This window comes from Synechococcus sp. Nb3U1 (assembly GCF_021533835.1).
Classification (GTDB): Bacteria; Cyanobacteriota; Cyanobacteriia; order Thermostichales; family Thermostichaceae; genus Thermostichus.
The window spans coordinates 275,673-301,078 of record NZ_JAKFYQ010000001.1 but is presented as its reverse complement, the minus strand read 5'-3'; the positions used below and the strand labels follow the sequence as shown (position 1 = coordinate 301,078).

The 25,406-nt window shown below is 54.5% G+C and carries 23 protein-coding genes and 2 tRNA genes; 11 read left to right on the top strand and 14 right to left on the bottom strand.

Annotation, left to right across the window (positions count from 1 at the left end; translation table 11 throughout):
• The first annotated feature begins 4 nt into the window (after positions 1-4).
• Entirely contained in the window at positions 5-934 is a 930-nt protein-coding gene (locus tag L1047_RS01300; RefSeq protein WP_235276822.1) for a metal ABC transporter solute-binding protein, Zn/Mn family, read from the top strand.
• A gap of 74 nt (positions 935-1,008) precedes the next feature.
• Complete coding sequence (gene aspS, locus L1047_RS01295; protein WP_235276821.1) at positions 1,009-2,814, top strand: aspartate--tRNA ligase; 1,806 nt, start codon at positions 1,009-1,011, stop codon at positions 2,812-2,814.
• Between the two features lie 45 nt (positions 2,815-2,859).
• Here the strand turns inward: aspS and L1047_RS01290 are convergent, their stop codons facing one another.
• Together L1047_RS01290 and L1047_RS01285 are read right to left on the bottom strand one after the other, a co-directional pair.
• Positions 2,860-5,958: a PAS domain S-box protein gene (locus tag L1047_RS01290; protein WP_235276820.1), complete on the bottom strand. Its 3,099-nt coding sequence runs from the start codon at positions 5,956-5,958 to the stop codon at positions 2,860-2,862.
• Between the two features lie 76 nt (positions 5,959-6,034).
• The gene (locus L1047_RS01285; RefSeq protein WP_235276819.1) at positions 6,035-7,540 is read right to left on the bottom strand and encodes a response regulator; all 1,506 of its coding nucleotides are present in this window, start codon (positions 7,538-7,540) and stop codon (positions 6,035-6,037) included.
• Between the two features lie 153 nt (positions 7,541-7,693).
• Between L1047_RS01285 and fabI the strand changes: the two genes are divergently transcribed.
• Positions 7,694-8,470, top strand: coding sequence for an enoyl-ACP reductase FabI (gene fabI, locus L1047_RS01280; RefSeq protein WP_235276817.1), 777 nt, complete (start codon positions 7,694-7,696; stop codon positions 8,468-8,470).
• A 33-nt stretch (positions 8,471-8,503) separates the two neighbouring features.
• Entirely contained in the window at positions 8,504-9,652 is a 1,149-nt protein-coding gene (locus tag L1047_RS01275) for an AI-2E family transporter (protein ID WP_235276815.1), read from the top strand.
• Positions 9,653-9,654: 2 nt separating this feature from the next.
• Here the strand turns inward: L1047_RS01275 and L1047_RS01270 are convergent, their stop codons facing one another.
• The 3 genes from L1047_RS01270 to L1047_RS01260 form a co-directional block, all read right to left on the bottom strand.
• On the bottom strand, positions 9,655-10,110 hold the full coding sequence (locus L1047_RS01270) for a hypothetical protein (protein WP_235276814.1): 456 nt from the start codon (positions 10,108-10,110) through the stop codon (positions 9,655-9,657).
• Between the two features lie 245 nt (positions 10,111-10,355).
• The gene (locus tag L1047_RS01265; protein WP_235276812.1) at positions 10,356-11,114 is read right to left on the bottom strand and encodes a TIGR00297 family protein; all 759 of its coding nucleotides are present in this window, start codon (positions 11,112-11,114) and stop codon (positions 10,356-10,358) included.
• A 21-nt stretch (positions 11,115-11,135) separates the two neighbouring features.
• Positions 11,136-11,225 (bottom strand) — tRNA-Ser (locus L1047_RS01260).
• 376 nt (positions 11,226-11,601) lie between these two features.
• Between L1047_RS01260 and L1047_RS16715 the strand changes: the two genes are divergently transcribed.
• Genes L1047_RS16715 through L1047_RS01250 form a run of 3 tightly spaced genes read left to right on the top strand, consistent with a single transcriptional unit; the run spans position 11,602 to position 12,068 of the window.
• Entirely contained in the window at positions 11,602-11,697 is a 96-nt protein-coding gene (locus tag L1047_RS16715) for a helix-turn-helix domain-containing protein (RefSeq protein ID WP_443081671.1), read from the top strand.
• Positions 11,666-11,917, top strand: a complete 252-nt coding sequence (locus L1047_RS01255; protein ID WP_235276810.1) for a transposase — start codon at positions 11,666-11,668, stop codon at positions 11,915-11,917. Before L1047_RS16715 ends, L1047_RS01255 begins: the two co-directional genes overlap by 32 nt.
• A gap of 22 nt (positions 11,918-11,939) precedes the next feature.
• Positions 11,940-12,068, top strand: a complete 129-nt coding sequence (locus L1047_RS01250; RefSeq protein ID WP_235276808.1) for a transposase — start codon at positions 11,940-11,942, stop codon at positions 12,066-12,068.
• Between the two features lie 12 nt (positions 12,069-12,080).
• Here the strand turns inward: L1047_RS01250 and L1047_RS01245 are convergent, their stop codons facing one another.
• Positions 12,081-12,629: a hypothetical protein gene (locus L1047_RS01245; RefSeq protein ID WP_235276807.1), complete on the bottom strand. Its 549-nt coding sequence runs from the start codon at positions 12,627-12,629 to the stop codon at positions 12,081-12,083.
• Positions 12,630-13,118: 489 nt separating this feature from the next.
• On the opposite strand from L1047_RS01245, the gene L1047_RS01240 reads away from it, so the two are divergent.
• Together L1047_RS01240 and L1047_RS01235 are read left to right on the top strand one after the other, a co-directional pair.
• Positions 13,119-14,102, top strand: a complete 984-nt coding sequence (locus L1047_RS01240) for a PhoH family protein (protein ID WP_235276806.1) — start codon at positions 13,119-13,121, stop codon at positions 14,100-14,102.
• A complete protein-coding gene (locus tag L1047_RS01235; RefSeq protein ID WP_235276805.1) occupies positions 14,102-14,842 on the top strand; it encodes an HAD-IA family hydrolase in 741 nt (246 codons plus the stop codon). The genes L1047_RS01240 and L1047_RS01235 overlap by 1 nt, the downstream gene beginning before the upstream one ends.
• Here the strand turns inward: L1047_RS01235 and L1047_RS01230 are convergent.
• From L1047_RS01230 to L1047_RS01220, 3 genes are read right to left on the bottom strand one after another with little or no spacing between them, the layout of a single operon-like run.
• Positions 14,820-15,608, bottom strand: coding sequence for an alpha/beta fold hydrolase (locus L1047_RS01230; RefSeq protein WP_235276804.1), 789 nt, complete (start codon positions 15,606-15,608; stop codon positions 14,820-14,822). The two genes, L1047_RS01235 and L1047_RS01230, sit on opposite strands and share 23 nt — an antisense overlap.
• 18 nt (positions 15,609-15,626) lie before the next feature.
• Entirely contained in the window at positions 15,627-16,349 is a 723-nt protein-coding gene (locus L1047_RS01225; RefSeq protein ID WP_235276803.1) for a lysophospholipid acyltransferase family protein, read from the bottom strand.
• A gap of 47 nt (positions 16,350-16,396) precedes the next feature.
• Entirely contained in the window at positions 16,397-17,536 is a 1,140-nt protein-coding gene (locus L1047_RS01220) for a cob(I)yrinic acid a,c-diamide adenosyltransferase (RefSeq protein ID WP_235278828.1), read from the bottom strand.
• A gap of 333 nt (positions 17,537-17,869) precedes the next feature.
• Here L1047_RS01220 and L1047_RS01215 point away from each other — a divergent pair, with 333 nt between their 5' ends.
• Both L1047_RS01215 and L1047_RS01210 read left to right on the top strand, forming a co-directional pair.
• The gene (locus tag L1047_RS01215) at positions 17,870-18,814 is read left to right on the top strand and encodes a PLP-dependent cysteine synthase family protein (RefSeq protein ID WP_235276801.1); all 945 of its coding nucleotides are present in this window, start codon (positions 17,870-17,872) and stop codon (positions 18,812-18,814) included.
• A 74-nt stretch (positions 18,815-18,888) separates the two neighbouring features.
• Positions 18,889-18,969: transfer RNA gene (locus L1047_RS01210), tRNA-Leu, on the top strand.
• Positions 18,970-19,262: 293 nt separating this feature from the next.
• Here L1047_RS01210 and L1047_RS01205 read toward each other — a convergent pair.
• The 5 genes from L1047_RS01205 to L1047_RS01185 form a co-directional block, all read right to left on the bottom strand.
• Positions 19,263-20,546 (bottom strand): Glu/Leu/Phe/Val family dehydrogenase, encoded by a 1,284-nt coding sequence (locus tag L1047_RS01205; RefSeq protein WP_235276800.1) that lies wholly within the window; start codon positions 20,544-20,546, stop codon positions 19,263-19,265.
• Between the two features lie 73 nt (positions 20,547-20,619).
• Positions 20,620-21,288, bottom strand: a complete 669-nt coding sequence (locus L1047_RS01200; RefSeq protein ID WP_235276799.1) for a diacylglycerol/polyprenol kinase family protein — start codon at positions 21,286-21,288, stop codon at positions 20,620-20,622.
• Between the two features lie 8 nt (positions 21,289-21,296).
• Positions 21,297-21,809 carry a c-type cytochrome gene (locus L1047_RS16710; protein WP_443081670.1) on the bottom strand — a complete coding sequence of 171 codons (513 nt, stop codon included), beginning with the start codon at positions 21,807-21,809 and terminating at the stop codon, positions 21,297-21,299.
• Between the two features lie 92 nt (positions 21,810-21,901).
• On the bottom strand, positions 21,902-23,779 hold the full coding sequence (locus L1047_RS01190; RefSeq protein WP_235276798.1) for a glycoside hydrolase family 3 N-terminal domain-containing protein: 1,878 nt from the start codon (positions 23,777-23,779) through the stop codon (positions 21,902-21,904).
• 112 nt (positions 23,780-23,891) lie between these two features.
• Positions 23,892-25,337 carry a RecQ family ATP-dependent DNA helicase gene (locus L1047_RS01185; protein WP_235276797.1) on the bottom strand — a complete coding sequence of 482 codons (1,446 nt, stop codon included), beginning with the start codon at positions 25,335-25,337 and terminating at the stop codon, positions 23,892-23,894.
• Between the last annotated feature and the right edge of the window lie 69 nt (positions 25,338-25,406).

Sequence of the window (25,406 nt, the reverse complement as noted above, 5' to 3'; positions counted from 1 at the left end):
AATTATGAAAAGCAATGCATGGCTCCTTGGGTTGCGGCGCTGGGGTAGCGGTTGCTGCTTGGTGATAGGCGGGATCCTGGCTTTTTCTGGCTCTGCTTCGGCTCGTCCGCGCGTGGTCACCACCACCACCCTGATCGCCGATTGGGTGGAGCAAGTAGGCCAGGATCGCATCCAGCTCACCAGCCTGTTACAGCCGGGGGTGGATCCGCACATCTACGAGCCGGTACCTACCAATGGGGTAGCCCTAGAGCAGGCGGAACTGGTGTTTTACAACGGCTATAACCTGGAGCCGAGTTTGATTCGATTGATATATGCGACAGCCCAGCAGGCGCGCCGGATCCCTTTGGCGGAGGAGATCGACCCGATTCTGAGCGATGAAGACGGGATCCCGACCCCTGATCCGCATGTGTGGGGCAATGTAGAACATGTAATCATCATGGTGGAGCGGATCCGCCAAGAGCTGACGGAATTGGCCCCGACGGAGGCGGCTTTTTTCCAGGCCAACGCCGCTGCCTATCAAGCAGCACTGAAGGAATTACACACCTGGATTGCTGAGCAAATTCAAACCATCCCGCCCCCCAACCGGGCTTTGGTCACCACCCACGATGCCTTTGCCTACTACACCCAAACCTATGGCCTGACTATGGGCGGATCCCTGATTGGCCTCAGTACCGAAGAGCAGCCCAGCGCCCAAACGGTAGCCCAACTGGTGCGGGAGATTCGTGCCCTGCAGGTACCGGCCATTTTCGCCGAGACCACCCTCAACCCGGCCTTGATTCAAACCGTTGCTGCCGAGGCAGGGGTACAGGTAGCCGAACAAGAGCTGTACTCAGATTCTTTGGGTGAAGCGGGTAGCGGAGCAGAAACCTATCTAGAGATGATGCGCCTCAACACCCTGGCGATTGTGAATGCTTTGGGCGGATCCCCAAATTGAGCATTTAACCTTCCAGGCAAGGGGGTTGAGTTTTGTATGATGGGTACTCAGCCTTTACTCCCCCCTTTTCATCCATGTCCGCTGCTATCCATCGCCCGGCTCGCTCTCTATACTGCGGCGAAGTGCGCTCTGCCCATATTGGCAAAACCGTCACCCTCTATGGCTGGATCGACCGCCGCCGCGATCATGGGGGGGTGATCTTTTTGGATTTGCGGGATCGCTCGGGTCTGGTGCAACTGGTGGCGGATCCCCAAAAAACTCCCGAGTCTTATCCCTTGGCGGGAGAAGTGCGCAACGAGTATGTAGTCCAAGTAACGGGAGTGGTACAAAAACGGCCTGCCGATTCCCTGAATCCACGTCTGGCGACCGGCGAAATTGAGATCTACGCCGAACATCTGGAAATCCTTAGTCGGGTGAGCAAACAAATCCCCTTTGCCGTGTCAGGAGAAGAAGCGGAGGATGTGCGAGAAGAAATCCGCCTGCGTTATCGCTACCTGGATTTGCGTCGGGAGCGCATGTCCCGCAACTTGCAACTGCGCCATCAGGTGATTAAAGCCATTCGTCGCTTTTTGGAGGATGAAGCAGGGTTTGTGGAGGTGGAAACCCCGATCCTGACCCGTTCTACCCCAGAAGGCGCGAGAGACTACTTGGTGCCCAGCCGCGTTAACCCGGGTGAATGGTTTGCTCTGCCGCAGTCCCCACAACTTTTCAAGCAACTGTTGATGGTGGCCGGGCTGGATCGCTACTACCAAATTGCTCGCTGTTTTCGAGATGAGGATCTGCGAGCAGATCGGCAGCCGGAGTTCACCCAGCTGGACATGGAGATGAGCTTTCTCGATCAAGAAGGTATCCTTGACCTCAACGAACAGTTAATCTGCTACGTTTTCAAAACCATAAAAGGTGTTGATTTACCTCGTCCCTTTCCACGTCTGACCTATGCAGAAGCCATGGCCCGCTATGGATCCGATAAGCCGGATACCCGTTTTGGCATGGAATTGGTAGAGGTTTCTGATTTGTTTCAAGGATCGAGCTTTAAGGTTTTTTCCAAGGTTCTAGCAGAGGGTGGCTCGATCAAGATCTTGCCCGTGCCAAGTGGGGACGAAAAAATCTCCAATACCCGCATCAAACCCGGTGGAGATTTGTTCAAGTTAGTTACCCAATATGGGGCAGGAGGCTTGGCCTTCATCCGGGTACGGCCTGACAACCTAGATACTATTGGTGCTCTAAAAGATAGCCTGAGCCGAGAACAAGAGCAGAAGCTACTAGCTTTAACAAATGCAAAACCTGGTGATTTACTGCTATTTGGGGCAGGATCTACACCTGTTGTCAATGAATCTTTGAGCCGGCTGCGCCTGCATCTAGGCCATGAGTTGAGTTTGATCCCAGAGCATGCCCTAAATCTACTTTGGGTTACGGATTTTCCCATGTTTGAGTTCAATGCTGATGAAAATCGTCTCGAAGCCCTACATCACCCTTTCACCGCACCCAATTCAGAGGATCTTGCCGATCTAAAAACCGCCCGCGCTCAAGCCTATGATTTGGTTTGGAATGGCATTGAAGTGGGAGGAGGATCCCTGCGCATCTACCAGCGAGACATTCAGGAGCAGGTGTTCCAGGCGATTGGCCTTACACCTGAGCAAGCCCGAGACAAATTTGGCTTTTTGCTAGAGGCTTTTGAGTATGGAACGCCTCCGCATGGGGGTATTGCTTATGGCATTGATCGGTTGGTGATGCTTCTAGCCGGTGAGGATTCAATTCGAGATGTGATTGCTTTCCCGAAAACACAGCAGGCGAAATGCTTGCTGACAGGGGCACCCTCAGAAGTTGAGAATAAGCAACTGAAGGAGTTGCACGTCGCTTCTACTTATCAATCTGATTAAAAACGGTTTTGAAACATGCTGGGCTGAATAGATGGTGTGTTGACTTCAGATAAGGGGTAGAAGGATGTGAAAGATGCTGCCTTTCTCCGGTTCACTCTCGGCCCAAATACGGCCACCATGCTGCTGAACGATAAGTCGGCAAATGGCTAGGCCCAGTCCAGATCCTCCTTTTTGTCGGGAATCGGAAGCATCCACTTGCTGGAAGCGCTCAAAGATGTATTCCAATTTATCGCTAGGGATCCCTCGCCCTTGATCTTGAACGCAGATATGAAGCTGTTGATTTGTGGATTCAGCAGTAACCCAAATTTGCCCGAATGAAGGAGAGAACTTAATGGCATTGCTGAGCAAATTCGTCAACACTTGGATTAAGAGATCGGGATCTCCTTTTGCCTGTAAATTGGGTTGCACCTCTGAGTGAATCTGGATATGATCTCGCTCAGCCACCATTTGAACTGTTTCGATAGCTCGGGATAGAACTACCTCGATAGAGCAAATCTGAAGGTTGAGGCTGACTTTTCCAGATTCCAAGCGCTCTAAGTCGAGAATATCATTGATCAGTTTGATCAATCGAGTTGTACTTTGCTCAGCAATTTGGAGCAGTCGTTCTCCAGGGGAAGAAAGGGATCCCAATTTTCCGGTGTTGAGAGCTGTTAGGGATCCATGAATCGCGGTTAAAGGAGTTCTCAGTTCGTGGCTCACCATCGAGACAAACTCGCGTCTCATGCGCTCTAATTCCCGCTTCTCTCGGATATCTCGAGCAATCCAAGAGAGACCGATCCAATCTCCTTGAGAGTTATAGATCGGAGAAACTGAGAGAAACACTTCCACCAGCTCTCCCTGCTTGTTGCGATGTAATGTCTCACGGACATCTTCAAGTTGTGATGGATCCAACACAAAAGTTTCATCCGACACCAAGCTGACGATGGGTTGCCCAATCGCCTCGGCAGCACTGTATCCATACAGGTTCTCAGCCCCTCGGTTCCAACTGGTTACATAGCCCTGCAGATCCGTACTCACAATGGCATCGACCGAAAATTCCACAATTGCAGCTAGGTGAGCCAATTCTTCTTCTGCCAGTTTGTGCTCAGTGATATTTTCACTAAAAGACACCACAAATGCAGGATCTCCTTGTTCAGTTCGCACTGTGAACACATGGAGCTGTACCCAAATTAAGGAGCCATCCTTCCGACGAATCTGCCGCTCGTAGGTGTAGGTATCTCGTTCTTCTCTGATCAGAGATTGCCAAAGTGCCCGTGACCTCTGCAAATCCGCTTCTAAAGTATGGTCTTCTGTTCGGAGCTGCTGAATTTCTTCTAGGGTATAGCCGCTTTCTTGGCAGATTGTTGGATTGGCAAACAAATAGCGCGGAATTTCTGCAAAATCCATTATCACAATGCCTAGGGGTGCATTCTCAAAAATGCCTCGAAACCGTTGTTCACTCTCCTGCAAAGAAGCCTCAATTCGTTTGCGTTCACTAATATCTTCAATAAACGAGACGATCAATATCAGAGATCCCTGTTCATCACGAAGGGCAAAGTTGCGGATTTGAACATTAATTAGTGAGCCATCCCGACGGCGACAGATTTTCTCATAATTCACAATTTGACTGGATCCCTCAATGAGTTTCTGCCAATTTTGCCGAGTCATCTCTAGGTATTCTGACAAGTTGTAGTCTTCCCAGCGCAGGTGTTTGAGATCCTCTTTAGTAATTCCTAGCAAATCCAGGGCAGCAGTATTTGCTTGTAAAAATTGCGGAGGTGACTCAGGTGACATCAATATTAAGCCAAAGAGGGCATGCTCAAAAATATTCCGAAATTTTTCCTCACTCTGACGCAATGCTTCAGTACGTTCTTGCACTTGTTTTTCAATGCATTCATTGGTTTGCCGCAATTCCTGAAGGGATCCCATCACTACCAAACTCATTTGGTTAAAGACGTGACTCAGTACATCCAGCTCCTGAATCCAACTAGGAGGGATGTGTTGCCCCAATTGTTCTTGCATCAGAAGTTTCGACCTTTCTGTTAAAGATTGAATGGGCTGACTAATCCAGTAATAAATGACAGTGCCCACTGCTATTGAGATGCCAAGAGTCATTAAGCTCGCGAGTAGAATTGGGCGGGTACTGGCCTGAATCTCTTGGGTGAATTCTGCTTTCGGAATCGCCACCACCAATAGCCAATCCAACCCTTGGGCACTGGTCAGTGGCGTTACCTGCACAAAAAAATGCTCTCCTTGGTCTGTTTTTACAAGTGATTTTTCTGGAGAAAAAATCTCTGAAAACCCATTCCACTGCTCGTTGATAATTCGGGTTGAGGCTCGAATCAGCGGATCGGAACTACTTGCCGCCGGCAGCCGTTCCTGCCCACCTGGGGTACGAATAAAGGGCACCTCTTTGGTAGAGGTTGCCACCAACTCTCCACTGCGTTCTACAATAAAACTCTGGCCAGAACTTCCTACTTGTAAGCTTTTGAGAAACTCAGATATTTGTACCAAAGTCAAATCCATTCCCAAAACCCCTTGCCAGTCACCTAACTCATCCCGAAGTGGCAAGGCTGCAGTAATGCCCAAAATTGGCTCTGCCGCATAGACATAAATGGGTGACCAAGTGATAGTTTCTGCCTGCAAAGCCGCTTGGTACCAAGGGCGTTGACGGGGATCAAAATCGTCGGTACGGATGAGTTGAATCGGGATCCCGTTGGCATCAACTTGCCAAATTTGTCGGCGATTATCGGTTGACGGATCGCGACGGTGCAAGATCGCTGTTGGAGGAGCCTGAACCAACAAAAAATCACCCATCCGAGAGCCAAAATACAGCGTGTTCAAAAATGGATCTGGTTGTACCTGCTGCCAGAAGAAAGCCTGCAGCCGCTCAATATCCTCGGGATCCAAAAGGCGCTGTTCAAATACTGCTTCATTGACTCGTAACATCAAAAAAGGTTTCTCGGCAAAGGCTTTGACGTGCTCCCCAACGCTATTGGTAATCTCCTGAGCCAGCTCTGATACCAGCTCTTCAGCATTCCGTTGCCCCTGTCGAATGCTAAACCAGGCCGAATAACCGACCGCCACCGTTAGTTGTACTACAAAAGGCAAAATTAGAACCCAACGAATGGGAAAGTGCGGCCAGGGTTTTGGCGATTCAGCCACCGGTACCATCCTCACAATTACAGGTCTCAGGGGGTATGTCCGTTAACACCCTTCTGCGCAGACCATCCTCGGCATCTTACAGACCAAAAGAGAAAGGGAGGGGGTAATGACGACGCAGGCGATTGCCAATTCGGGCTACCAATTCTACTTGAGTTACGGGCTTGCGGATAAAGTCGTCCACTCCATAGTCGAAGGCTTGTGCAATCAGCTCCGGGTCTTGATGAGAGGTGAGCATGAGGGTCGGCAAGTGTTGGTAGCGAGGTGAGCGGCGCAATTCCCGACATAAATCAAGGCCGGAATGTTGTGGCATATCCCAATCTAGAAGTACTAACTGAGGCGAATAGGTTTCTAGGTAGTGCCAAAATAGGGCCGGATCCGCCAACAGCTCCACTTGAAAATCGCTGAGAAGCCGAGCCAAAATCTGCAAGTAGTTGGGGTCATCATCTACCACCAGTAAGCACCCTTGCTCTATCCTTGGCTGACTTTGCTGCTCTTTTGGTTTGTCTAGCTGAGGGAGCAACCCTTTCACAGAGATCCGGAGCTGATGGGTATCCAGCTCTCTCTTGAGAGCTTGCCAAAGGGCTCTACCTTCTTGGGGATCAGGGTGGGGGCTGTCGATCCACTGCTCGAGGCGACGGGCCAGTTCTGTCCCCGTTGTCAGGCCAAAGGTGCCCAAGGAGCCCGCCAACATGTGGGCAGCTTTGCGAGTTTGGGTTTGTAGCTCTGTGGTTAGAGTACTTTGTTCAAGAGCGATGAGTCCAGCTTCAATTTGGTTGAGGCGGATCAAGAGCCTAGGGTGGAACTCTGGCCAGACGGTGCTGATCAGGGCTTGCGGCTGGGTTGCATCGAGAGTGTTTAGAGTGTTCACATCTGGGTTGGCGGCGGGATCCGGTGCTGGAGAGGGGCCATACTCGGTGTTGAGGCGAAATCCCATGCCATATACTGCTTGGATCAACTCGGCAGGCGCACCTGCTTTGCGTAGTCCTTGGCGTAGACCCTTGATGTGGGCCTTGACGGTTTCTTCTTGGGGAGTATCTTCCAACGACCAAAGATGCTCGATAATTTCGGCACGGGTGAACAGGCGCAGAGGGGAGCGCAAAAACAGCTCTAACAGGCGATATTCTTTTGGGCGCAGAGCCACAGGAGTGCCATCGTAGTAGACGGTTGCCTGTACCGGATCCAGGCAGAGCTTCCCCCACTGCAACAGTATTTGTGGGGGTTGAGTGCGCCGCCGCAACAGAACCCGCAAACGAGCCAGTAGCTCCATTGTGCTACAGGGCTTCACCAGGTAGTCATCGGCCCCCGCGTCTAGCCCCCGCACTTTGTCTTGCTCGCCAGCTAGGCCTGTTAGGATCAAAATTGGGGTAGAGAGCCCTTGAGCGCGGATTTTTTGACACAGTTGGATCCCGTCCAGTCTAGGCATGTCTACATCGATGATCATCAACTGCGGCTGCGTGGCCAAAGCCATTTCGTACCCCAGTTGGCCATCTTCCGCCAGCTCGAGTGTGTAGCGTTCTTGCCGCAGCACCGAGGCTATCCATCCAGCCAACACAGGATCATCTTCGATCAGAAGGATTTTCATCGCAGTTAGCAGATTTTCCAGTGAACGTGCCTTAGGTCGTGGCTCTTCTGGGGATTGGTGGAGCAGCAGCGCGGATCAACGGGATCCCTTAGCCTAGTTCCAGCCTCCACCTGTGGGAGGATGGAGAATAGCACACCCCTGTTCCTGTTTCTTATGCTAGACCTGACTGGAAAAAAAGCCTTGGTAACTGGCATCGCCAACGAGCGCTCCATTGCCTGGGGCATCGCCCAACAACTGCACAAAGCTGGGGCTAGCCTGGGGGTTACCTATTTGCCCGATGAGCGGGATCGCTTTAAAACCAAAGTCCAACAATTGACGGATCCCTTGCAGCCGGATTTTCTTTTCCCCTGCGATGTGCAGAGCGATCAGCAAATTACAGATTTGTTTACAGCAGTAGCCCAGAAATGGGATCAGATCGACATCTTGGTGCATTGCCTGGCCTTTGTGAAAAAAGAAGAATTGAGCGGTGAGTTCAGCAGCATCTCCCGAGATGGCTTTGCCCTGGCTATGGATGTGAGCACCTACTCCCTGATTGCCCTCTGTCGTGCCGCCAAGCCCCTGTTGAAATCCGGCAGCAGCATTTTGACGCTGACTTACCTGGGAGGGGTGCGGGTGGTACCCAACTACAACATGGCAGCGGTTACCAAAGCGGGTCTGGAAACCTGTGTGCGCTACTTAGCAGCCGAGTTTGGCCCCGCCGGAATCCGAATCAATGGCATTTCGGCTGGCCCGATTCGCACCTTGGCCTCTGCAGCCATTTCCGATTTTCATGCCATGCTACGGGCAGTAGAGGAGAAAGCCCCCCTGCGGCGTAACATCGATCAGGTGGAAGTAGGCAATACCGCTGTCTTCCTGGGTAGCGATCTGGCCAGTGGCATCACCGGACAGATTCTCTATGTGGACAGTGGCTACAGCATCCTTGGTTTTTAGGATCCTCAGGATCCCTTGTGAGTCGACTCCGGCATGAATCGTTTCTCTCCTTTGCAGCGGTTGCTGCTCACCTGGATTTTGATCGTGATTAGCGGCTGGCTGGCCATGCGGGTGGGTCAGCTATTTGGGCATCTGCTCACCAATATCTTGACGGCAGCAGTGCTGGCCTTTTTGCTCAACTATCCGGTGCAAGTGTTGCGGCGCTATCGGGTCAGTCGAGCCTTGGCGGTGACTCTAGTCTTTGCCCTGTCGGTCGTCATTCTGGTGCTGGTGGGGATTGCGGTGGTGCCGGTTTTGGCCAAGCAAGTGGTTCAATTGGGGGCGCGGATCCCGGATTGGGTAGATACATTACAAAATTGGCTCAGCCAAATCAGCCTTTGGGCGACTGAGCGCAACATTAATCTTCCCTTTGGTCAAACGGAGCTGGTGAATACCCTTCTAAATCGCCTGCAAGCCAGTGCCGAGAAAATTGCCGGACAATCGTTGGATATTCTCCTGGGCACCTTTAACCAGGTGATCGATTTGGTTCTGGTGCTAGTGTTGGCTCTTTATATGTTGCTGTACGGGGGGCAGTTTTGGTACGGGCTGCTCAGCCTGTTTCCCAAACCTTGGGGGCCACGCATCGGCGAAGCCCTCACCCTCAGCTTTCAAAATTTCTTGATCAGCCAGTTGGTGTTGGGGTTCATCATGGCCCTGATGCTGGTGCCGGTTTTTGGTGTTTTGCGGGTGCCCTTTGGGCTGTTGTTTGGGCTGTTGATCGGCTTACTAGAGGTGATCCCCTTGGTGGGCGGAGTCATCGGCATCGGGGCGGCGGCAGTATTGCTGGCTTTTCAAGATATATGGCTGAGCCTAAAGGTAGTGTTGGTTTCTTTGATCGTGCAGCAGGTGAAGGATCGGGTGATCGCCCCACGCTTGATGGGGGAGTTGATCGGCTTGAATCCGGTGTGGATCTTGATCGCCCTTTTGGTGGGGGCGCAACTAGGGGGTATCCTGGGGGTGATCGTCGCCATCCCTCTGACCAGTGTGGTGAAAAGTATCTTCGAGATCGCCCGTTCGGCAGAACTGGTGGCTGAAGGTGGGTTAAGTTCTACTAGCTCACAAGGGGTCTCGGATAGCGATAACAGAGCTGAAATCCGCCGGGATCCCAGCCTGACCAAGCCCGAGACAAACAAGTTTAACTGAAGCTATCCGCCATTACGATGTCCGTTTTCTCGGGAAAAGCGGATGTAGGAGCGGATTTCTTGAATGGTCTCCGCGAGCTGAGCAAGAGTTTCGTCATGTTGGCTGAGGCGTTGCTCCTGGTTTGCCAACAGTTGAGCTAGCCGTTCTTGGGTGCGATTGGTCTGTAGCATAAGATCCAACAGCATTTCCTGACCTCGTTGTGCCGCCAGTGTCGCTTCCTCTAAGGTTGCTTGGCTGCGAGATAGATTATCCACTCGGGCATCTAACCGCTGCAGAAGTTGCATCAGTATCTCTTGGTTGCGCTCTAGTCTGTCTTGCCGAGTTTCTTGCCGAGCTAGGAGTTCTTCTAGTCTGTCTTGCCGAGTTTCTTGCCGAGCTAGATTTTCCGTCAAAACATTGAAGTTCTGCTTCAGTTCAAGAATGGCAGCAGTAAGCAACTGTTCTTGCTCGGGGGTCATACTCAGAGCAGTCGGAGTGTTCTGGATCCTAGCATCTTAGTGAATTCCCTCCCGCAGCCTTTTCCAGCTTTACCTTTTCCAACTTTACGAAGAGCCTTCTAACTAACCCAAAGCCTGGGTGACCTTAGGCGGATCTGAATCCTTCTCAGGCAAACAGTGGTGCTCCGCACCTTGTATAGCAAGATTGACTTGGACTGGCTGTAGTCGATCACGCTGGAAAAGGCTGTATCGTGCTCCGCACGCCCTCATCGACCAATCCCTACCAGGGATCCCATTCCCACTGCCAAAAGAGCCGCCAACGTGGTTTGCAGACCATTCACCACCTCATTGGTCATCCAAGCAAAGCGAGGTTGCAATACCACCCCGATCCAACTTTCCGCCAGGGTCGCCAGGATCCCAGCCAGCCAGCAGATAACCAACCAAAGCAGGTTGGCTCCCACCCATTCCCCACCAATGCCCCAAGCCAACACCGAAAGTCCTGCTGCTGCCGCTACTCCCGCCAGGGATCCCTCTAAGCTAATCGCCCCTTCTGTGCCCGCTGGTACTGCTTGAAAGGTGGTGATCAAAAAGGTCTTGCGGCCATAGGCTTTACCCACTTCACTACTGACGGTATCCGCCAATTTCGCCGCGAAGCTGGCGCTGTACCCCAACCACCACAAGGGATGAGAAAAGAGGGCATAGCCAACCGCACAAACTGCCCCTGTCAGAGCGGATCCCCAGACATTTTCTGGCCCCCGTGCCCCACCCCGCTTTTCAGCGATTCCTTGGGCTTGCTTACGACGGATCCCTAGCTTGGTCACTGCCGTCCCGATCAAAAAGTAGGCCGCTACCACCCCATAGCCCCGCTCCCCCAGGCCCCCCCAAACCAATAGCCCGAGAAGACCCGCATGGATGACCCCCGCTCGCGTTAATGCCTTCTGTGGACTCAACAGGCCCAAGAACACCAGAGCAAAATTGAGCCAGAGAGCTATCCCCCATCGGCTCAGGAGCCACGCCTGCCACATAAGCGGTGAAATCGTAGAGAACGGAGAGGGAGGGATTCGAACCCTCGACGGAGTTTTAGGCCCCGTAACTTCTTAGCAGGAAGCCGCTTTCAACCACTCAGCCACCTCTCCAGTTAAGCTCAAACCTATCCAGGTTCAGCAAAACTAGGTACAGAAGCCCCAACTGGGATCCCTCCCAGTAAGTAGCTCAACCATTGTAGAAGATGGGATCCGACCCGGCAACTCTCTTGCGTCAGCTCGGTTGGGATCCCTGTCAAAAGCAACCGCTGGGATTTAGCTACTAGGCGAGTAAACCACAGGTCATTCCTAGCCCTGTGCTCTACCTGTAGCTTGCTTCCCGAAGGGCAAGGTGTTGGCGTAGCCTGCCGTAGGCGTAGCGTCGGGATGAGAGCCGCGTGACTGAGCAAAGCAAAGGAACAAAATATCTCCAATTCTTAACAGATAGCGCTTTATCACGATGTCAGATTTATACTGACACAGAAACATTTTGAAAACAATTAAGGTCAGAATTTATCCCACCAATGAGCAGCTTATCACACTAGCCAAGCATTTTGGCTGTACGCGATGGCTATCGAGATGGTAAATACTTTGCTTCTCTGGTAGTAGAAGATGGCGCGACTAAGCCAGAACAGTCTAGCGATGAGAATGCCATTGGAATTGACTTGGGATTGACAGACTTCGCTATCACTTCTGAGGGCTCTAGGCTTGCCAATCCTCGCTACCTCAAGAAGGATAAACGCAACCTAAAACACAAACAGTGCAAACTATCCAGACGTTCAAAAGATAGAAAAAAACAGGAATAAAGCGCGGTTAAAAATTGCTAAGGTGCATAGCAAGATTGCACAGCTTAGAAAAGACTTTCATCACAAGCTATCCTTCAAGATAGCAAACGAGAATCAAGTGATTGTGGTGGAAAAACTATTAGAGAAGCCCGCGTTCTATCGCTTGCGATGAGCGTCGGGTACTTCACCCCACCACTTGCAGGTAAACATCAAAGCTGCCGCTGTTGTCGCCGTAACTGCCTTTGGCATCGTTGACATTGAACCCAATATCCAGATTGGGATCTAGATCTACCTCTTGGGGCCGCTCTAGCGAAGCCTCTTGCACCTGATGGGCCACCAGTTGGGCGTTGGGTTGGAACAAAACAATGCCGTAGCGGCAGAGACCAGGATAGCGCCAGCCGTCGGGGGTAGGGATCCCTTTACCGAGAGGAGATTTGATCCCGGTGGAAAAGGAGAAGCCGTAGCGCCAGGCTACATTGTTGACGGAAAATCGGATCCGGCTAGCCCGTAGCGGACGCTCCTCCCAGCGCAGAATGTTGCCCAGATCTTGATTCACCCGTAGCCCTCGGAAGCAGATCCACGCCTGCAACCCCTCTTCTTCAGGATGGCTACCCTCAATCACCAAAGCCTGACTCCAATCCAAGTCACTGCCATCACAGATGATCTGGGCAGGAACAGAAGCCAATTGCATTTCCGGCAACCCCAAAGTATCAGATGCAGATTGAGTAGACATAGGTTTCTCCTTTTTCGGGAAATCTTTCAAAACGAAAGTGACACAAGATGGATCCTAAAAATCTGGGATCCAGGAACGTTAACAAAAGTTGCCTAAATCAAAAAAAAATGGAAGACCAGTCTGAGCAGAGGCCCCAAAGATTTCAACTAAAGATTTCAACCAAAGCGAAGATCAGTCGGTCTATAGACGCCCTCAATGATATACCAAGATTACTTGATGGATAAAGTCAAGATTCTCAAAAAAGGCCCTTTGCAATATCTCTTAGGGATCCGTTAAACTATTGTGATTTAAGCCCGAATTCGGGCTTGGCGGTAATCCTGGGGGGAGAAGGATCTTTCTTAAGTTCGTATTCCAGGATACATTGACTATGGGTTCAGACCTGGGCCCAGATTTGTGAAGGTCTTTGATCTCACAGGATGCACAGCGTCCCCACGAACCCTTCTGATAAGATCACCATCACACGTCTTCTGGGTGCTTAGCACCCATGGCATGCACGACAACTGCTCCTCCACCGCCACTGATTTTGAGGTCATTCCTCTGTCCGATCCCCAGCAAGCGATGTCCTTGGCGGGTGTGCGAGAGGCCAACCTGAAATGGATCAGCCGCTACAGCGGCGCATTGGTCACCTTACGGGGGCAAGATCTCTACCTGAAAGGCACCCCACAACAGCGGCAGCAGGTGCGGCAATGGCTGGAGTTACTCAAGCCCCTTTGGCAAACTGGGCACCCCATCACTACTATCGATGCTGAACAAGCCTTTCGCGCCCTCTCCAACCAAGAGGCTCCAGCCTACCAACAGGCGCAGACCGCCGTTTTAGCCCGGACGCGCAAAGGAGAATTGATCCGCCCAAAAACTCCCCGCCAGCAAGATTATGTGGGAGCCATTCGTGCCCACGATCTCTGCTTTGGTATTGGCCCAGCAGGTACTGGCAAAACTTACTTGGCGGCGGTCATGGCGATAGCAGCTCTACAAAACCGGGAGTACGAGCGCTTGATCCTGACCCGACCGGCGGTGGAAGCAGGGGAAAAGTTGGGCTTCTTGCCAGGGGATCTCGTAGAAAAGGTGGATCCCTATCTGCGCCCTCTGTACGACGCTCTTTTTGAATTCATCGACCCGCCCCAATTGCCACAACTGATGGAACAAGGGGTGATCGAGGTGGCACCGCTGGCCTATATGCGGGGCCGTACCCTCAGCAATGCCTTCATTATTTTGGATGAAGCCCAGAACACTACCCCCGAGCAGATGAAGATGGTGCTCACCCGCCTGGGATTTAAGTCGCGCATGGTGGTTACTGGGGATCTGACCCAAACGGATCTGGGCAGCCACCGCCCTTCGGGTTTGGCAACAGCAGAACGGATTTTGGGGGGAGTGGAAGGAATTGCCTTTTGCTACTTCGACCAGCGGGATGTGGTGCGCCATCCTTTGGTGCAGCGGATTGTCGATGCTTATGAGCGGTACGAGGCGCGGGAGTAATGGTGTCGGTGCTGTTTTTCGATGCGGTGGGCACGCTGTTTCGGGTGCGGGGCAGTGTGGGGGAAATCTACGGTCAGGTGGCGGCAGACTATGGGGTGCGGGTGGATCCGCGAGGGTTGGATCGGGCGTTTTATCAGGCGTTCGCTAGGGCTCCAGCGGGGGCACGACCAGGTTTGACGGGATCGGATTTGTTGGCCTGGGAACGGGCTTGGTGGCACCAGGTGGTACAGGATACTTTTAGCCAATTTGGCGAGCAACTGGGCGATCAAACGGGATCCCTGGCGGGTTTCCCCGAATTTGAGGCTTTTTTCGACCAGGTGTTTGAGCTGTTTGCCGGAAGGGATCCCTGGGAACTGTATCCAGAAACGCTGCCCGTTTTGCAAACTTTGCGAGAACAAGGGATCCAGCTGGGGGTAATCTCCAATTTCGATAGCCGCCTGGTGCCGGTGTTGAAGCAGCTGCAGTTGGAGGAATACTTTTCCAGCATCACCCTCTCCACCCGGGTGGGCTATGCCAAAGCGGATGCGAAGATTTTTCACGCCGCCCTCAAGGCGCAAGGGATCCCTTCTGAGCAAGCCTGGCACATTGGCGATAGCTACCACCAAGATTACCTGGGGGCAAAAGCGGCAGGACTCAATGCCCTCTGGTTGGATCGAGCCGAGCACCAGCAGGATCCCAGGCCCGCCAAGGCAAGAACCCCAGATTTATGGGGATCCCTTACCGTGATCCAGAGGAACTGAACAGAGGTTGGGCAAGAAGGCTATCCCGCTTCAGCAGGTAGCGCCGTAGGTTCATCTGCCGTTCTAACAAACAGGCATGGCCACTGTAGGGAGAGATCTCCACCTGTACCTGGGGCAGCCGTTCCGCCAGCCGCCGCACCTCATTCACGGAGGGCAACAGGCGATCTCGTCCTCCCGCCACCAAGAGTGTGGGCAGAGGCAAGGATTCCAGCGGCAATTCATCCACCGCAAAGGATCCCAGCAGAGCCAAACGATGGGCCGCCACCTCCTGATCGACACTGTGAACCGCCTGGCGCAGTTGCTCCCGATCTTCAGGCTCCATCTGGCTCAACTCCGCCAAGAACTCCAACCCCCGCTCCGACAGTTGGCGGTAAAGTCCCTGGGGCATAAACGGCAATAGAAAGCGGCCCGCCATCCACCACGGCCCCCGCCGCAACGAAGAGGCCGGATTCACCAAAATCAAGCCCCGACACTGCTGCGGCCAACGAGTCGCTACCTGTAAGGCTAAGCAGGCCCCAAAAGACTCCCCACATAGGTAGGTTCCCCCTTCTTCCAGTTGGGATCCCACCCAATCCGCCAGGGCTTCCCAGTTCTCCCCCGATTCTGAGTGGTTCAAGCTCAAGGGGCGAATGCGAAACTCCTGCTGCAAGGCTTGCGCCTGCCGGTAAAACAAATCGCCTGTGCCATCCATCCCTGGCAGATACAACAGGAGAGGCCGTTCTTCACAGCTTGATCCTGTCGAAGGGCTAACAAGGGTAGACACCATTGGCTCCATACTTGATACTCAATTGTTCAATCCAGCTTGTACTTGTTCTCGAGCAGTAGCAGCCAACTGTTGAATCACCTGCAGCCGTTCCTGCCGGGATCCACAGCGCTGTGAGTGAGTCAGCCAAAGGGGGGATCCCACCTTGAGGGCAACGCGACGATAAAACACCACCGGATGCCCGGTTTCCTGCTGAAACATCGGCTCAGTTGGATCAAACCAGCGGAAAAATGCCATTGGGATATCTACCCCCCGCCATTCTTCCTGCACCCGCACCGCCACCGGCACAATCGGCAAGGGATCCACACCCGAGGCCAAGGCCAAATGGGCAAAACCGGGCTGAAAACGCCCCACCTCCTGGGGCAAAGTTTCGCGAGTGATCTGCTCAGCCCCTTCTGGGAAAATCCCTACCCCTATGCCCGCCGCCAGACTAGCCTGCGCCTGCCGAAAGAAATGCATCTGCCGCTGGGATCCCTGTCTGAGAGGAATACAGCCCAACCCCAGGGCAATTTCTCGCAGCAGCGGCACTTGCGACAGGTAATAGTGGCAGGCAAAACGAATCGGGCGCCCCAACCCCGCAATCAGCACCGGTGCATCCAGAAAACTGCGATGATTGCTCACCACCACCATCGGCCCTTCGGGAAGATGCTCGGATCCCTCTACCCACACCTCCGTCTGACACAGAGAGAGCAGCAGATGCGCCAGATTTGTCGGATCGGGATGAAGTGATAGATGAGGTAACAAACAGGGAGCTAACACAGCTGGATTCAGAATGGTTGCAAAAGATCTCGTCAATAATCCACTCCACGCCGCAGATCGGCCCCCTGCTCAGCATAGTGCTTGTGGCTCACCATTTCTGAATGCACAGAGGCCAGCTCAAAGTAGGGCAGCGGGGCGTGGCAGCGGCCTGTGATAATGATTTCCGTATCGCGCGGTTTGCGCAGGAGCGCCTGCACGATCGGATCCACATCCAGCAACTCCAGATCCACCGTCGGGTTGAGTTCATCCATGATGATCGTCTTGTACAGACCCGAGGCCATGGCCGCCCGTGCCAACTCCCAACCCCGTTCTGCCTCTACATAGTCGATCTCCTGCTGTTTGCCCCGCCAGACGATCGCATCCCGGCCACAGCGCTGGTGATCCACCAAGTCGGGGTAACTTTCCCGCAAGGCCCGAATCGCCGCATCTTCGGTGTAGCCTGTCCCTCCTTTCAGCCACTGCATGATCAACACGCGATGGGAGAGATCTTTGCTAATACCGCGCCCAATCGCCTGCAAAGCCCGTCCTAAAGCGCTGGTGGATTTGCCTTTGCCTGCTCCGGTATAGATTTCAATGCCGCTGGAATGAAACTGGCCATTGTGGCGATTCACTTCCTCTGCTTGGCGCATACTGCGCATTTCCGAGTGTAGGTCGGCCAAATCGATGATCTCTTTGGGGGCACCCCGCCCCGTGATGATCACTTCCATCGGTTCCGGCTTTTGCCGCAAGGTGCTCACCACCTCATCCACAGGCAATAGGCCCAGATCCAGCACCGGGTTCAGCTCATCCAACACCACCACCGAGTAAAACCCAGAGGCCAAGGCCCCTTTGGCCACATCCCAACCGCGGCGAGCCTCCTGCCGGTCGAACTTGGTAATGTCTTCTGGCCCGAAAAACTCTCCCCGTCCGGTGCGTAACTGATCGATCAAATGAGGGAAGCCCCGCTGCAGAGCAGCAATAGCGGAATCTTCGGCGTAGGGTCGGCCCGGCCCTTTCAAGAAACGCACCAACAACACACGGCTAGGAGCAGCATTTTCAATGCCTAAGCCTATGGAACGCAGCACAACACCCAGGGCTGCCTGAGACTTGCCTTTGCCCTCGCCATCATAAACATGGATTTGGCCCCGCCGCCGATCGAAATTCTGGGCGGTAACAATGCCAATTTCTGCCATGGCCCTCCGATTTGTGAGGTTCCCACTTTGTGCGGTTTCCACCATCACGGCCTCCACCCCGCCAGAGATGGGGCGGGCGTTGCGGAGCAACAGGGTGCTGTAGGGATGGTTCACACTCTACCCCCTATCTTAAAGTCTACTGGGGAAAACAGTCAGCCGCCGGGCAGGGGCTAGGGGTTGTATGGGATCCCTGTTTTGGGCCTGCAATCCTCAATGCTCAACCCTGAAAGGGATGAAGAAGTTGTTGGCTAAATTGCCCAAAAGACCGGGATAAGATGAGCAGTGATTGTCCAATGCCTACGGCACGCTCCATCTTTTAGCGAGGGATCCCGCTTGTCTCCGATTCAATCCTCCTCTCGCCTGTTGATCCCTGCCGTCGACAGCCCGATTGAGCTGGTGGGGCAGACCCCCTTGATTCGTCTGCGGCGGATTGCTGCTGATCTGCCCGAGACGGTGCGCCTCTATGCCAAAGCAGAATGGTACAACCCCGGCGGCTCGGTGAAGGATCGACCCGCCCTGAATATGATTCAAACGGGGGAGAGACAGGGCAAACTCACCCCCGGCAAGATTATTCTGGATGCCACCAGCGGTAATACCGGCATCGCCTACGCTTGGATCGGGGCGGCTTTGGGGTACAAGGTCAAGCTGGCTTTACCGGCCAATGCCAGCCCAGAGCGCAAAAAGATCCTCACCGCCTATGGAGTAGATTTGGTGCTCACGGATCCGGCACTTGGGTCAGATGGAGCAATTGAACAAGCACGTGCCCTTTATGCTGAGGATCCGGAGCTCTACTTTTACCCCGATCAATACAGCAACCCCGCCAACTGGCAAGCCCACTACCAGGGCACAGGGGTGGAAATTTGGGAACAAACTCAAGGGCAGGTGACCCATTTTGTCACTGGACTGGGCACGAGCGGCACCTGTATGGGCGTAGGTCGCCGTTTGCGGGATTATCGTCCGGACATACAAATCGTCGCCATGCAGCCGGACTCGCCTTTTCATGGGTTGGAAGGGTTAAAACATATGGCCACCGCCCTGAAGCCGGACATTTACGATCCCTCCCTGCCAGATCTCAACCTGGAGATCTCCACCGAAGCGGCTCAGAAAATGGTGAAGCGCTTGGCGTTGGAGGAAGGCTTATTGGTGGGCATTTCCGCTGGGGCAAATGTGGTGGCAGCGCTGCAGGTGGCGCGTCAGCTTTCTGCTGGGGTGGTCGTGACGATTTTCTGTGATGGGGCGGACAAGTATCTTTCCGAGCGGTTTTGGACAGAGCTTTGACCCCTTTCTATGCCAAAGTTGGCAGTTCCCTTAACAGCAAGGCGGATCTGCCGCTATGATGATTAAGCTCAGAAGCGGATGTGGCGGAATTGGTATACGCGCACGTTTGAGGGGCGTGTGGTTCTACCTTGCGAGTTCGAGTCTCGCCATCCGCATAGTTTTGCTGGATTGGACTTGGGTTCTACTCTTGACCCTCGATGTTCAGACACAGGAAACTCTCATCCAGAACGGCCTGTACCGGAGCGCCGAGTTTTAGCTACTAGGCAGGTAGACCGCAGGTCGTTCCTAGCCCCGCGCTCTACCTGTAGCTTGCTTCCCGAAGGATAAGATGTTGGCGTAGTCTGCCGTAGGCATAGCGTCGGGAGTAGTTCACAAGCAGGGCAAACATTTCAAAACATTTCAATTGATCAAATTTACAGCCTGTCCCTCAATTAGCCGGACTGACCTTCTAGGGGTATAGGCCGCGATCCTGGAGGGCTTGGGCAACTCGGCCTACCCCCAGAGTGTAGGCAGCCAGCCGCAGCGGCACTCGACGATTTGCGGCTTCTTGGACAACCCGGCTAAAGGCCCGTACCATCAGGCCCTCCATCTCCTGGTTGACTCGCTCTTCGTCCCAAAATACGTAGGAGAGGCCCTGAACCCACTCCAGGTAGCTGACCACCACTCCACCGGCATTGGTCAAAATATCCGGCAGCACAGTGATCCCTCGAGATTCGAGAATGCGGTCGGCAGCAAGAGTGGTTGGCCCGTTGGCGGCTTCCGCCACGATCTGTACCTGAATTTTGTCAGCATTGGCTTCGGTAATTTGGTTTTCCAAGGCCGCCGGGATCAAGACATCTGCTTTTTGCAGCAGCAGCTCGGCATTGCTGATCGGCTCAGCCTCAGGGAAGCTCGCCATGTTGCCCCCCCGCTCATTCATGTAAACCTTGAGGGCAGGGATATCTAGACCGTTGGGGTTGTAGATGCCACCGGAGCCTCGGGAGACCGCTAGGATTTTCGCCCCCGCCTGATGTAGGAGGCTGGCAGCTGCCCCACCTACATTGCCAAAGCCTTGAATCAGCACCGTTGCCTCCGCCAGGGATCCCCCTCGCAAGGCCAGAGCCTCCCGCACCGTGATCATCACCCCTCTTCCGGTGGCCAATTCGCGCCCTCGGGATCCGCCAATAGAGAGGGGTTTTCCCGTCACTACCCCTGGCACTGCATGGCCCACGTTCATGGAATAGGTGTCCATCATCCAGGCCATCTCGCGGGCGGAGGTGCCCATATCAGGGGCCGGGATATCAATGGCGGGGCCAATGTCTTTGATCAGTTCGCTGGTGTAGCGGCGGGTGATGCGCTCCAGCTCTGGGACGGAATATCGCCGTGGATCGATGGGGATCCCCCCTTTGGCCCCACCGTAAGGAATGCCCATCAGGGCGCACTTCCAGGTCATGAGCATGGCTAGGGCCGAGACTTCCTCTAGGGTGACTGCCGGATGGTAGCGGATCCCACCTTTGTAGGGGCCGAGGATATCGCAGTGCTGAACCCGATGGCCCGCCAAGACTTGGATCTGTTGGTTATCTAGCCGCACGGGGATCGCCACCGTCACCACTTTGCGGGGGGTACTGAGCATCGCTAACACACCGGGATCCAGCTTTAGCTCGCGGGCCGCCCAATCAAGGTAGCTACAGGCTTGAGCATAGGGACAAATGTGAGCCGGCGAAGGTGAGGCCAGTGTGGGGCTAGCAACCATGAGAAGGGGAAGGAGAGGGCTGTTTCTACGCTATACCCCACGGCTCCTGGAGAAGTCTATTTTGTAGCAATTGTTACAAATTTAGTCCTTGCACCAAGATAAAACAAAGCCCACCACTGGCCAGGGGCACCGTCAGGTTATCCAACCCGTACCAGGAGAACACCTCCAGACCCATGGCTATGCCCCCCACCAAGAGGCTGATGCCCAGCAGAGGGGTGGAAAACCCAAAGTACCCCAGCAACACTGCTCCGATCACCAGGCTGCTCACCCCCCACATGGTTAGGGATCCCTCCCAACTTTTCTGAATGGATCCCAGCTGGTAGCGGTGTTGGCCCCAGGTTTTACCCACCAAGCCCGCCAAAGCATCCGCCCAAGTCATGACCAAAATGCCGATAACGGCGAACAGTTGTCTCTCTGGCAGCCAAAACCAGTACAGCAACAGGCCAATGCTGAGGGCGTAAAAACAGGTGCCGAAACTGCGCCGACCCACCCCATTCAAACTTTGCAAAATCGCCACCCGGTAGGAGAGCAGCGCTAGGCCCGCGAACACCAGGGAAAAGCTCACCCCCAGCCAACGGGGCACCTGCAACGCCCAGGCTAGCAAAATGATGTTGCCCACCCCAATGTGGATTACCTTACGCACCCATTCCCCATCCACCTTGCGGGCACGCAGCCATTCCGCCAATGCAAACACGGATCCCAGCCAGAGGGCGTAGCATATGATCTGCTGGGGCAGGCCCATGAAACATCTCACAAGGTGTTCAAGTAGCTGATCAGGTCGGCCATTTCCTGGGGATCCGGCTGGAACTGCGGCATAGGAGGAGTGTTGCCGCTGGTCACTTGTTGAATGATAAAACGTTCGGAGCGGCGGCTACTTACGCCTCGCAAACTGGGGCCCACCCGGCCATCGGCTTCTTCTCCATGACAGGCGGCGCAGTTGAGGGCAAACAGGGATGCACCATGGCTGACTTCCCCGGATAAACTCAGCACGGTTTCTGTGTAGGGATCCAACTTTGCTCCTGCTCCCCACCAAGTCCAGGAGAACAGCAGCAGCAGCAACCCGATCAGGCTCAGACTCAACTTTCTGCCCCAAGTGCTGAAGAAGGTCTGTACCTGAAAACCGAAGAGTAGGGTCGTCGGGCCTTTCCTTTGAGTGGGATCTTGCCTTTGAGAGGTGAGCCGCTCTTGCCCAAAGTCCACGAAGCTGCCGGCAGAGGACGGGCTGCTGTGGGATTCGGTGATGTCTGAAAGGGAATGAGGCACAGACAATACTGAGAGGAGCTGTTTCAAACGTTTACATTTCAACCAACACCATAGCCCAGGAGCCTTCTTCTGCCAACAATCTGTAACAGCATTTACTTTTTCTTAATGGTCTGCCGAGCTTCACGGGATCCCTCTGCAATGTCGAGATGGGGGAACAACCGCCGCATCACCTCCTTCTGTGCGAACGGATCCCGGTTGAGGCTGTGTACCGCGTTAGCCCAGTGAAATTGCTCCCGTAGACGACGATACAGGGGCAAGCTGCCGTAGAAGACGACAACTGCGATCCGCTCCCGCTGCTGTTGCAACACATTCAGTAGATAGTTGGGCAAGGGATCCTGGAGAAAGAATTGCACCATCAACCCTGGGGCGTTAGCCAAGGCAGCTTCTAGTAGAGGTAGGGGGGTGAGGGCGTCGCTGCACAAAGGGGGAATGCGTAAAGCCGATGGAATCCGGAGGGCGGGAGATTCCAGACTGAGCTCGCTGCTGCCCAGTGGGGGATCCTGCCAAATCCAGTTCAACCAGCCAGGCTCTACAGGCAAGCTGAGGGGTTGGCCTCCCTCCACACCGCCCCGGGCCATCGCTGCTTGACAGGGCGCAATATCTGGTTCAGCCAACAGGGAGGCCAACCGTTCTGCCCCTTGTAACCGGGAGGGTAAACCGGGACGAACGCTGAACAACTTGCCTAGGGCAGAATCTTTGGTAATCGGATCCCCCAACAAGACGGGCTTAAGCTGTTCGGCTGGGAATCCCCGGTGCAAACCGGGATCCGTCCATTCCGTTGCCCCCATCCACCCGAAAACGGTTGTAAAGTCCGTTTCTGCCAAAGCTGGCCAGACTTCTTTGAGCAAGGAAGATACCCCGCCCATGGTTCGCTGCTTGGCTCGCAAAATGCGCGTGACCGATTGGGCAATTTGTGCCGGGTTCAGGGATGCCTGAGCGCGATACCCTTGGGCTTGGGATCCCGCTTGTAGTGCGTCCAAAATGCCCTGCATCACCTGGATGGGATCGGGAGGGGCCAGGATGAGATCCGCACCCGCCTGTAGGGCCCGCACCGCCAGCGTAGCCGGATCGGCTAGCTCTGCCAGAAACCCTTGATCCAGAGCATCAACAACGATCAACCCCGTAAAACCCCACTCCTGACGCAACAGTTGTGTCAGTCGTCCCGGTAGGAGGGTGATTGGCCAGCGCTCATCCCACTCCGGTAGCACCACATGGGAAACCAGTATGGCCCCCACATGATCGACTAGATGCCGAAAGGGCAACCAAAGGGTGTCTTGCAACTGGGCGACAGGCGTTGTCAGCTGCGGTCGCCAGGGGATGTTTGGTGTTGCAGTGGCGAATCGAGAACCCTCCTGAAGCCAATCCGGCCACCCCAGTCCGGGAAAAGAGCAGGCTGTAGTCAGGATCCCGCTACCTGTGTCGATGGCCGTTTGCTCACATCCGCCCACAAAAGCCCGAGCCAAGGACAAAACAGTGGCGGGATCCTCTGCCAAAGCCAAGGATTCAAGTCCTGTCTGCCCCCGCGGTGCTGCCACCGGATTGAGTAACCAGTTGATGCCAATCGCCGCCGCCTCCCGACTGGTGATGCGCCCCCACTGCTCTGCCCAAGATGCGGCTTCAGTGGCCAAACGGCTCAACCCCAGCGGATGGGGAAAGACTGTTGCCCCTGGCAAAGGTAACCCTCGACCGGCATCCACCGCCACCAAAAGGGGTAAGGAAGCCCAGTCTTGCAACTGTTCCACCAGCAGGATCGCCTCCGCCACATGTCCATCCCGCAGCCAAACCCCGCCGATGCCGACTTCCTGAATCAGCTTTTTCAACCCGTCTCGACTGGGGTAAGGACTCCCTTCCGCGGGGGTATGCAGGGAGCCCAGCTGGGCCGAAACCGGCACCACCAGCAGTTGTGCCACTTGACGCGCCAACGATAAAGGCTGCCCAAACTCATGCGGCGGGGATCCAGAAACACTCATCGGGAAGGGGGAAAGGGAAAGAACGCTCTAGACAGACCTTAAACAGGTCACCTGTACGGGGCGATATCTTTGGCCAAAAGGGCTTGATGCCATTGGATGCGAACGGAGACCATCATATCCAGCGTAATGGCCGGATGCCCGCACCTGACGAGTTGGCGCGGCAACAGTTATCACAGGTTCCACAGGGCGGATCCCCACTTTGATAGCCGAAATGCCGCAGCAGCACCTGCCAACGGCAGCCGCGCGTGTTGATCAGGGCTTCCATTCCCAGCCAGGGATCCCGCCTTTGACATGGTTGCCACCGCCGCTGCCGGATCTGGAAGCGAAAAGGATCCTGCCACTGTAAACAGCCCATTTCCTGAAGCACACCCAGGGCTACTCGCGCTTCTCCGGCAGGGAGATCGGTGTAGGATCCCTGGTCAGGCAGAGTTTTGAGCAAGATCCTGGCCTGATCCTCGATCCGTTGCCGCTGTTGATGGAAATAGGCGTTGCGTTGCCGATCCGTCGGATCCCAAAACCCCGTTGGTTCCGAAACCAGCATCAAGGCCCGACAAGGGCCGCCATCCCGCCCACCCCGCCCCACTTCCTGCACATAATCGGTCAAATCGGGAGGAGGCTGAAAATGCAGCACCCAACGCACATCCGGTTTGTTAATGCCCATGCCAAAAGCATTGGTACAGACCAAAAAGCGCAGTTCCCCCGCTAGCCAAGCCCGCTCCAACTGGCGACGGGATCCAGAATCCAACCCACCATGGTAAGTCGCACTCTGGACGTTCTGCTTTTCCAGCCACTCCCTCAAATCTTGCCCATCCCGCCGCGTCCGCACATACACCAGCCCGGATCCTGAGTTTTCTTGGAGAAACTGCACCAGTTGCCGGCGACGATCCGCCACGCTCCAGGCCATGGAAATGTTCAGCGACAGATTCGGGCGTATGGGGTTGACATCAATGCGCTCAGGGTTGCGCAGCTCCAACACCTGCTGCAGGCGACTTTGGGTTTGCGGATCGGCAGTAGCTGTAAAGGCAGCAATGGGAAATGCTGCGCCTTTCGAGGCAAGGACAGGACGTACCCATCCCAAACGGCGATAGTCGGGCCGGAAGGATCCCCCCCAATGCACCAGCGTATGGGCTTCATCCACAATCAGGCCGTTGATGCGCACCTGTGGCTGTTGCAACCGCTGCCAAACCGGCGGGCTAAACAGGGTCTCTGGCCCCAAATAGAGTAGGCGCAGTCGGTTTTCTTCTAGGGCTTTCAACACCCGTTTGCGCAAAGCCGAATCCAGCTCACTGTGCAGACAGGCAGCCGGTAGCTTCCGTTGCCACAACTCTTGCACTTGGTCTTCCATCAGGGCAATCAAGGGCGAGACCACCAGTGTTACCCCCGTTTGCAGCAGAGCCGTCACCTGAAAACACAGTGATTTACCGAATCCTGTCGGCAACACCACCAGAGCATCTCGCTTCTCCAGTAAGGTGCGAATGACCAGATCCTGTGGTGGGCGCAGCGCCTCGTAACCCCAGTGTTGCTTGAGAGCCTGTTGGATCTGCTGCCAATCCTGCAAAGGTAACCTCTCTAGTCGGTGAGTTTCTCTATGAGCTTCTAGACGAGCATTAGCTAGCTTTCAGGTGTG

Excerpts from the sequence above, each read along its gene's own strand:
- L1047_RS01220 (WP_235278828.1), bottom strand. The coding sequence starts at position 17,536 with ATGGCAGAAATTGGCATTGTTACCGCCCAGAATTTCGATCGGCGGCGG.
- L1047_RS01245 (WP_235276807.1), bottom strand. The coding sequence starts at position 12,629 with ATGTCTACTCAATCTGCATCTGATACTTTGGGGTTGCCGGAAATGCAA.
- L1047_RS01265 (WP_235276812.1), bottom strand. The coding sequence starts at position 11,114 with ATGTGGCAGGCGTGGCTCCTGAGCCGATGGGGGATAGCTCTCTGGCTC.
- L1047_RS01235 (WP_235276805.1), top strand. The coding sequence starts at position 14,102 with ATGGTGTCGGTGCTGTTTTTCGATGCGGTGGGCACGCTGTTTCGGGTG.
- L1047_RS01190 (WP_235276798.1), bottom strand. The coding sequence starts at position 23,779 with ATGAGTGTTTCTGGATCCCCGCCGCATGAGTTTGGGCAGCCTTTATCG.
- L1047_RS01285 (WP_235276819.1), bottom strand. The coding sequence starts at position 7,540 with ATGAAAATCCTTCTGATCGAAGATGATCCTGTGTTGGCTGGATGGATA.
- L1047_RS01205 (WP_235276800.1), bottom strand. The coding sequence starts at position 20,546 with ATGGTTGCTAGCCCCACACTGGCCTCACCTTCGCCGGCTCACATTTGT.
- L1047_RS01275 (WP_235276815.1), top strand. The coding sequence starts at position 8,504 with ATGAATCGTTTCTCTCCTTTGCAGCGGTTGCTGCTCACCTGGATTTTG.
- L1047_RS01230 (WP_235276804.1), bottom strand. The coding sequence starts at position 15,608 with ATGGTGTCTACCCTTGTTAGCCCTTCGACAGGATCAAGCTGTGAAGAA.
- L1047_RS01200 (WP_235276799.1), bottom strand. The coding sequence starts at position 21,288 with ATGGGCCTGCCCCAGCAGATCATATGCTACGCCCTCTGGCTGGGATCC.
- L1047_RS01270 (WP_235276814.1), bottom strand. The coding sequence starts at position 10,110 with ATGACCCCCGAGCAAGAACAGTTGCTTACTGCTGCCATTCTTGAACTG.
- L1047_RS01240 (WP_235276806.1), top strand. The coding sequence starts at position 13,119 with ATGCACGACAACTGCTCCTCCACCGCCACTGATTTTGAGGTCATTCCT.
- fabI (WP_235276817.1), top strand. The coding sequence starts at position 7,694 with ATGCTAGACCTGACTGGAAAAAAAGCCTTGGTAACTGGCATCGCCAAC.
- aspS (WP_235276821.1), top strand. The coding sequence starts at position 1,009 with ATGTCCGCTGCTATCCATCGCCCGGCTCGCTCTCTATACTGCGGCGAA.
- L1047_RS01300 (WP_235276822.1), top strand. The coding sequence starts at position 5 with ATGAAAAGCAATGCATGGCTCCTTGGGTTGCGGCGCTGGGGTAGCGGT.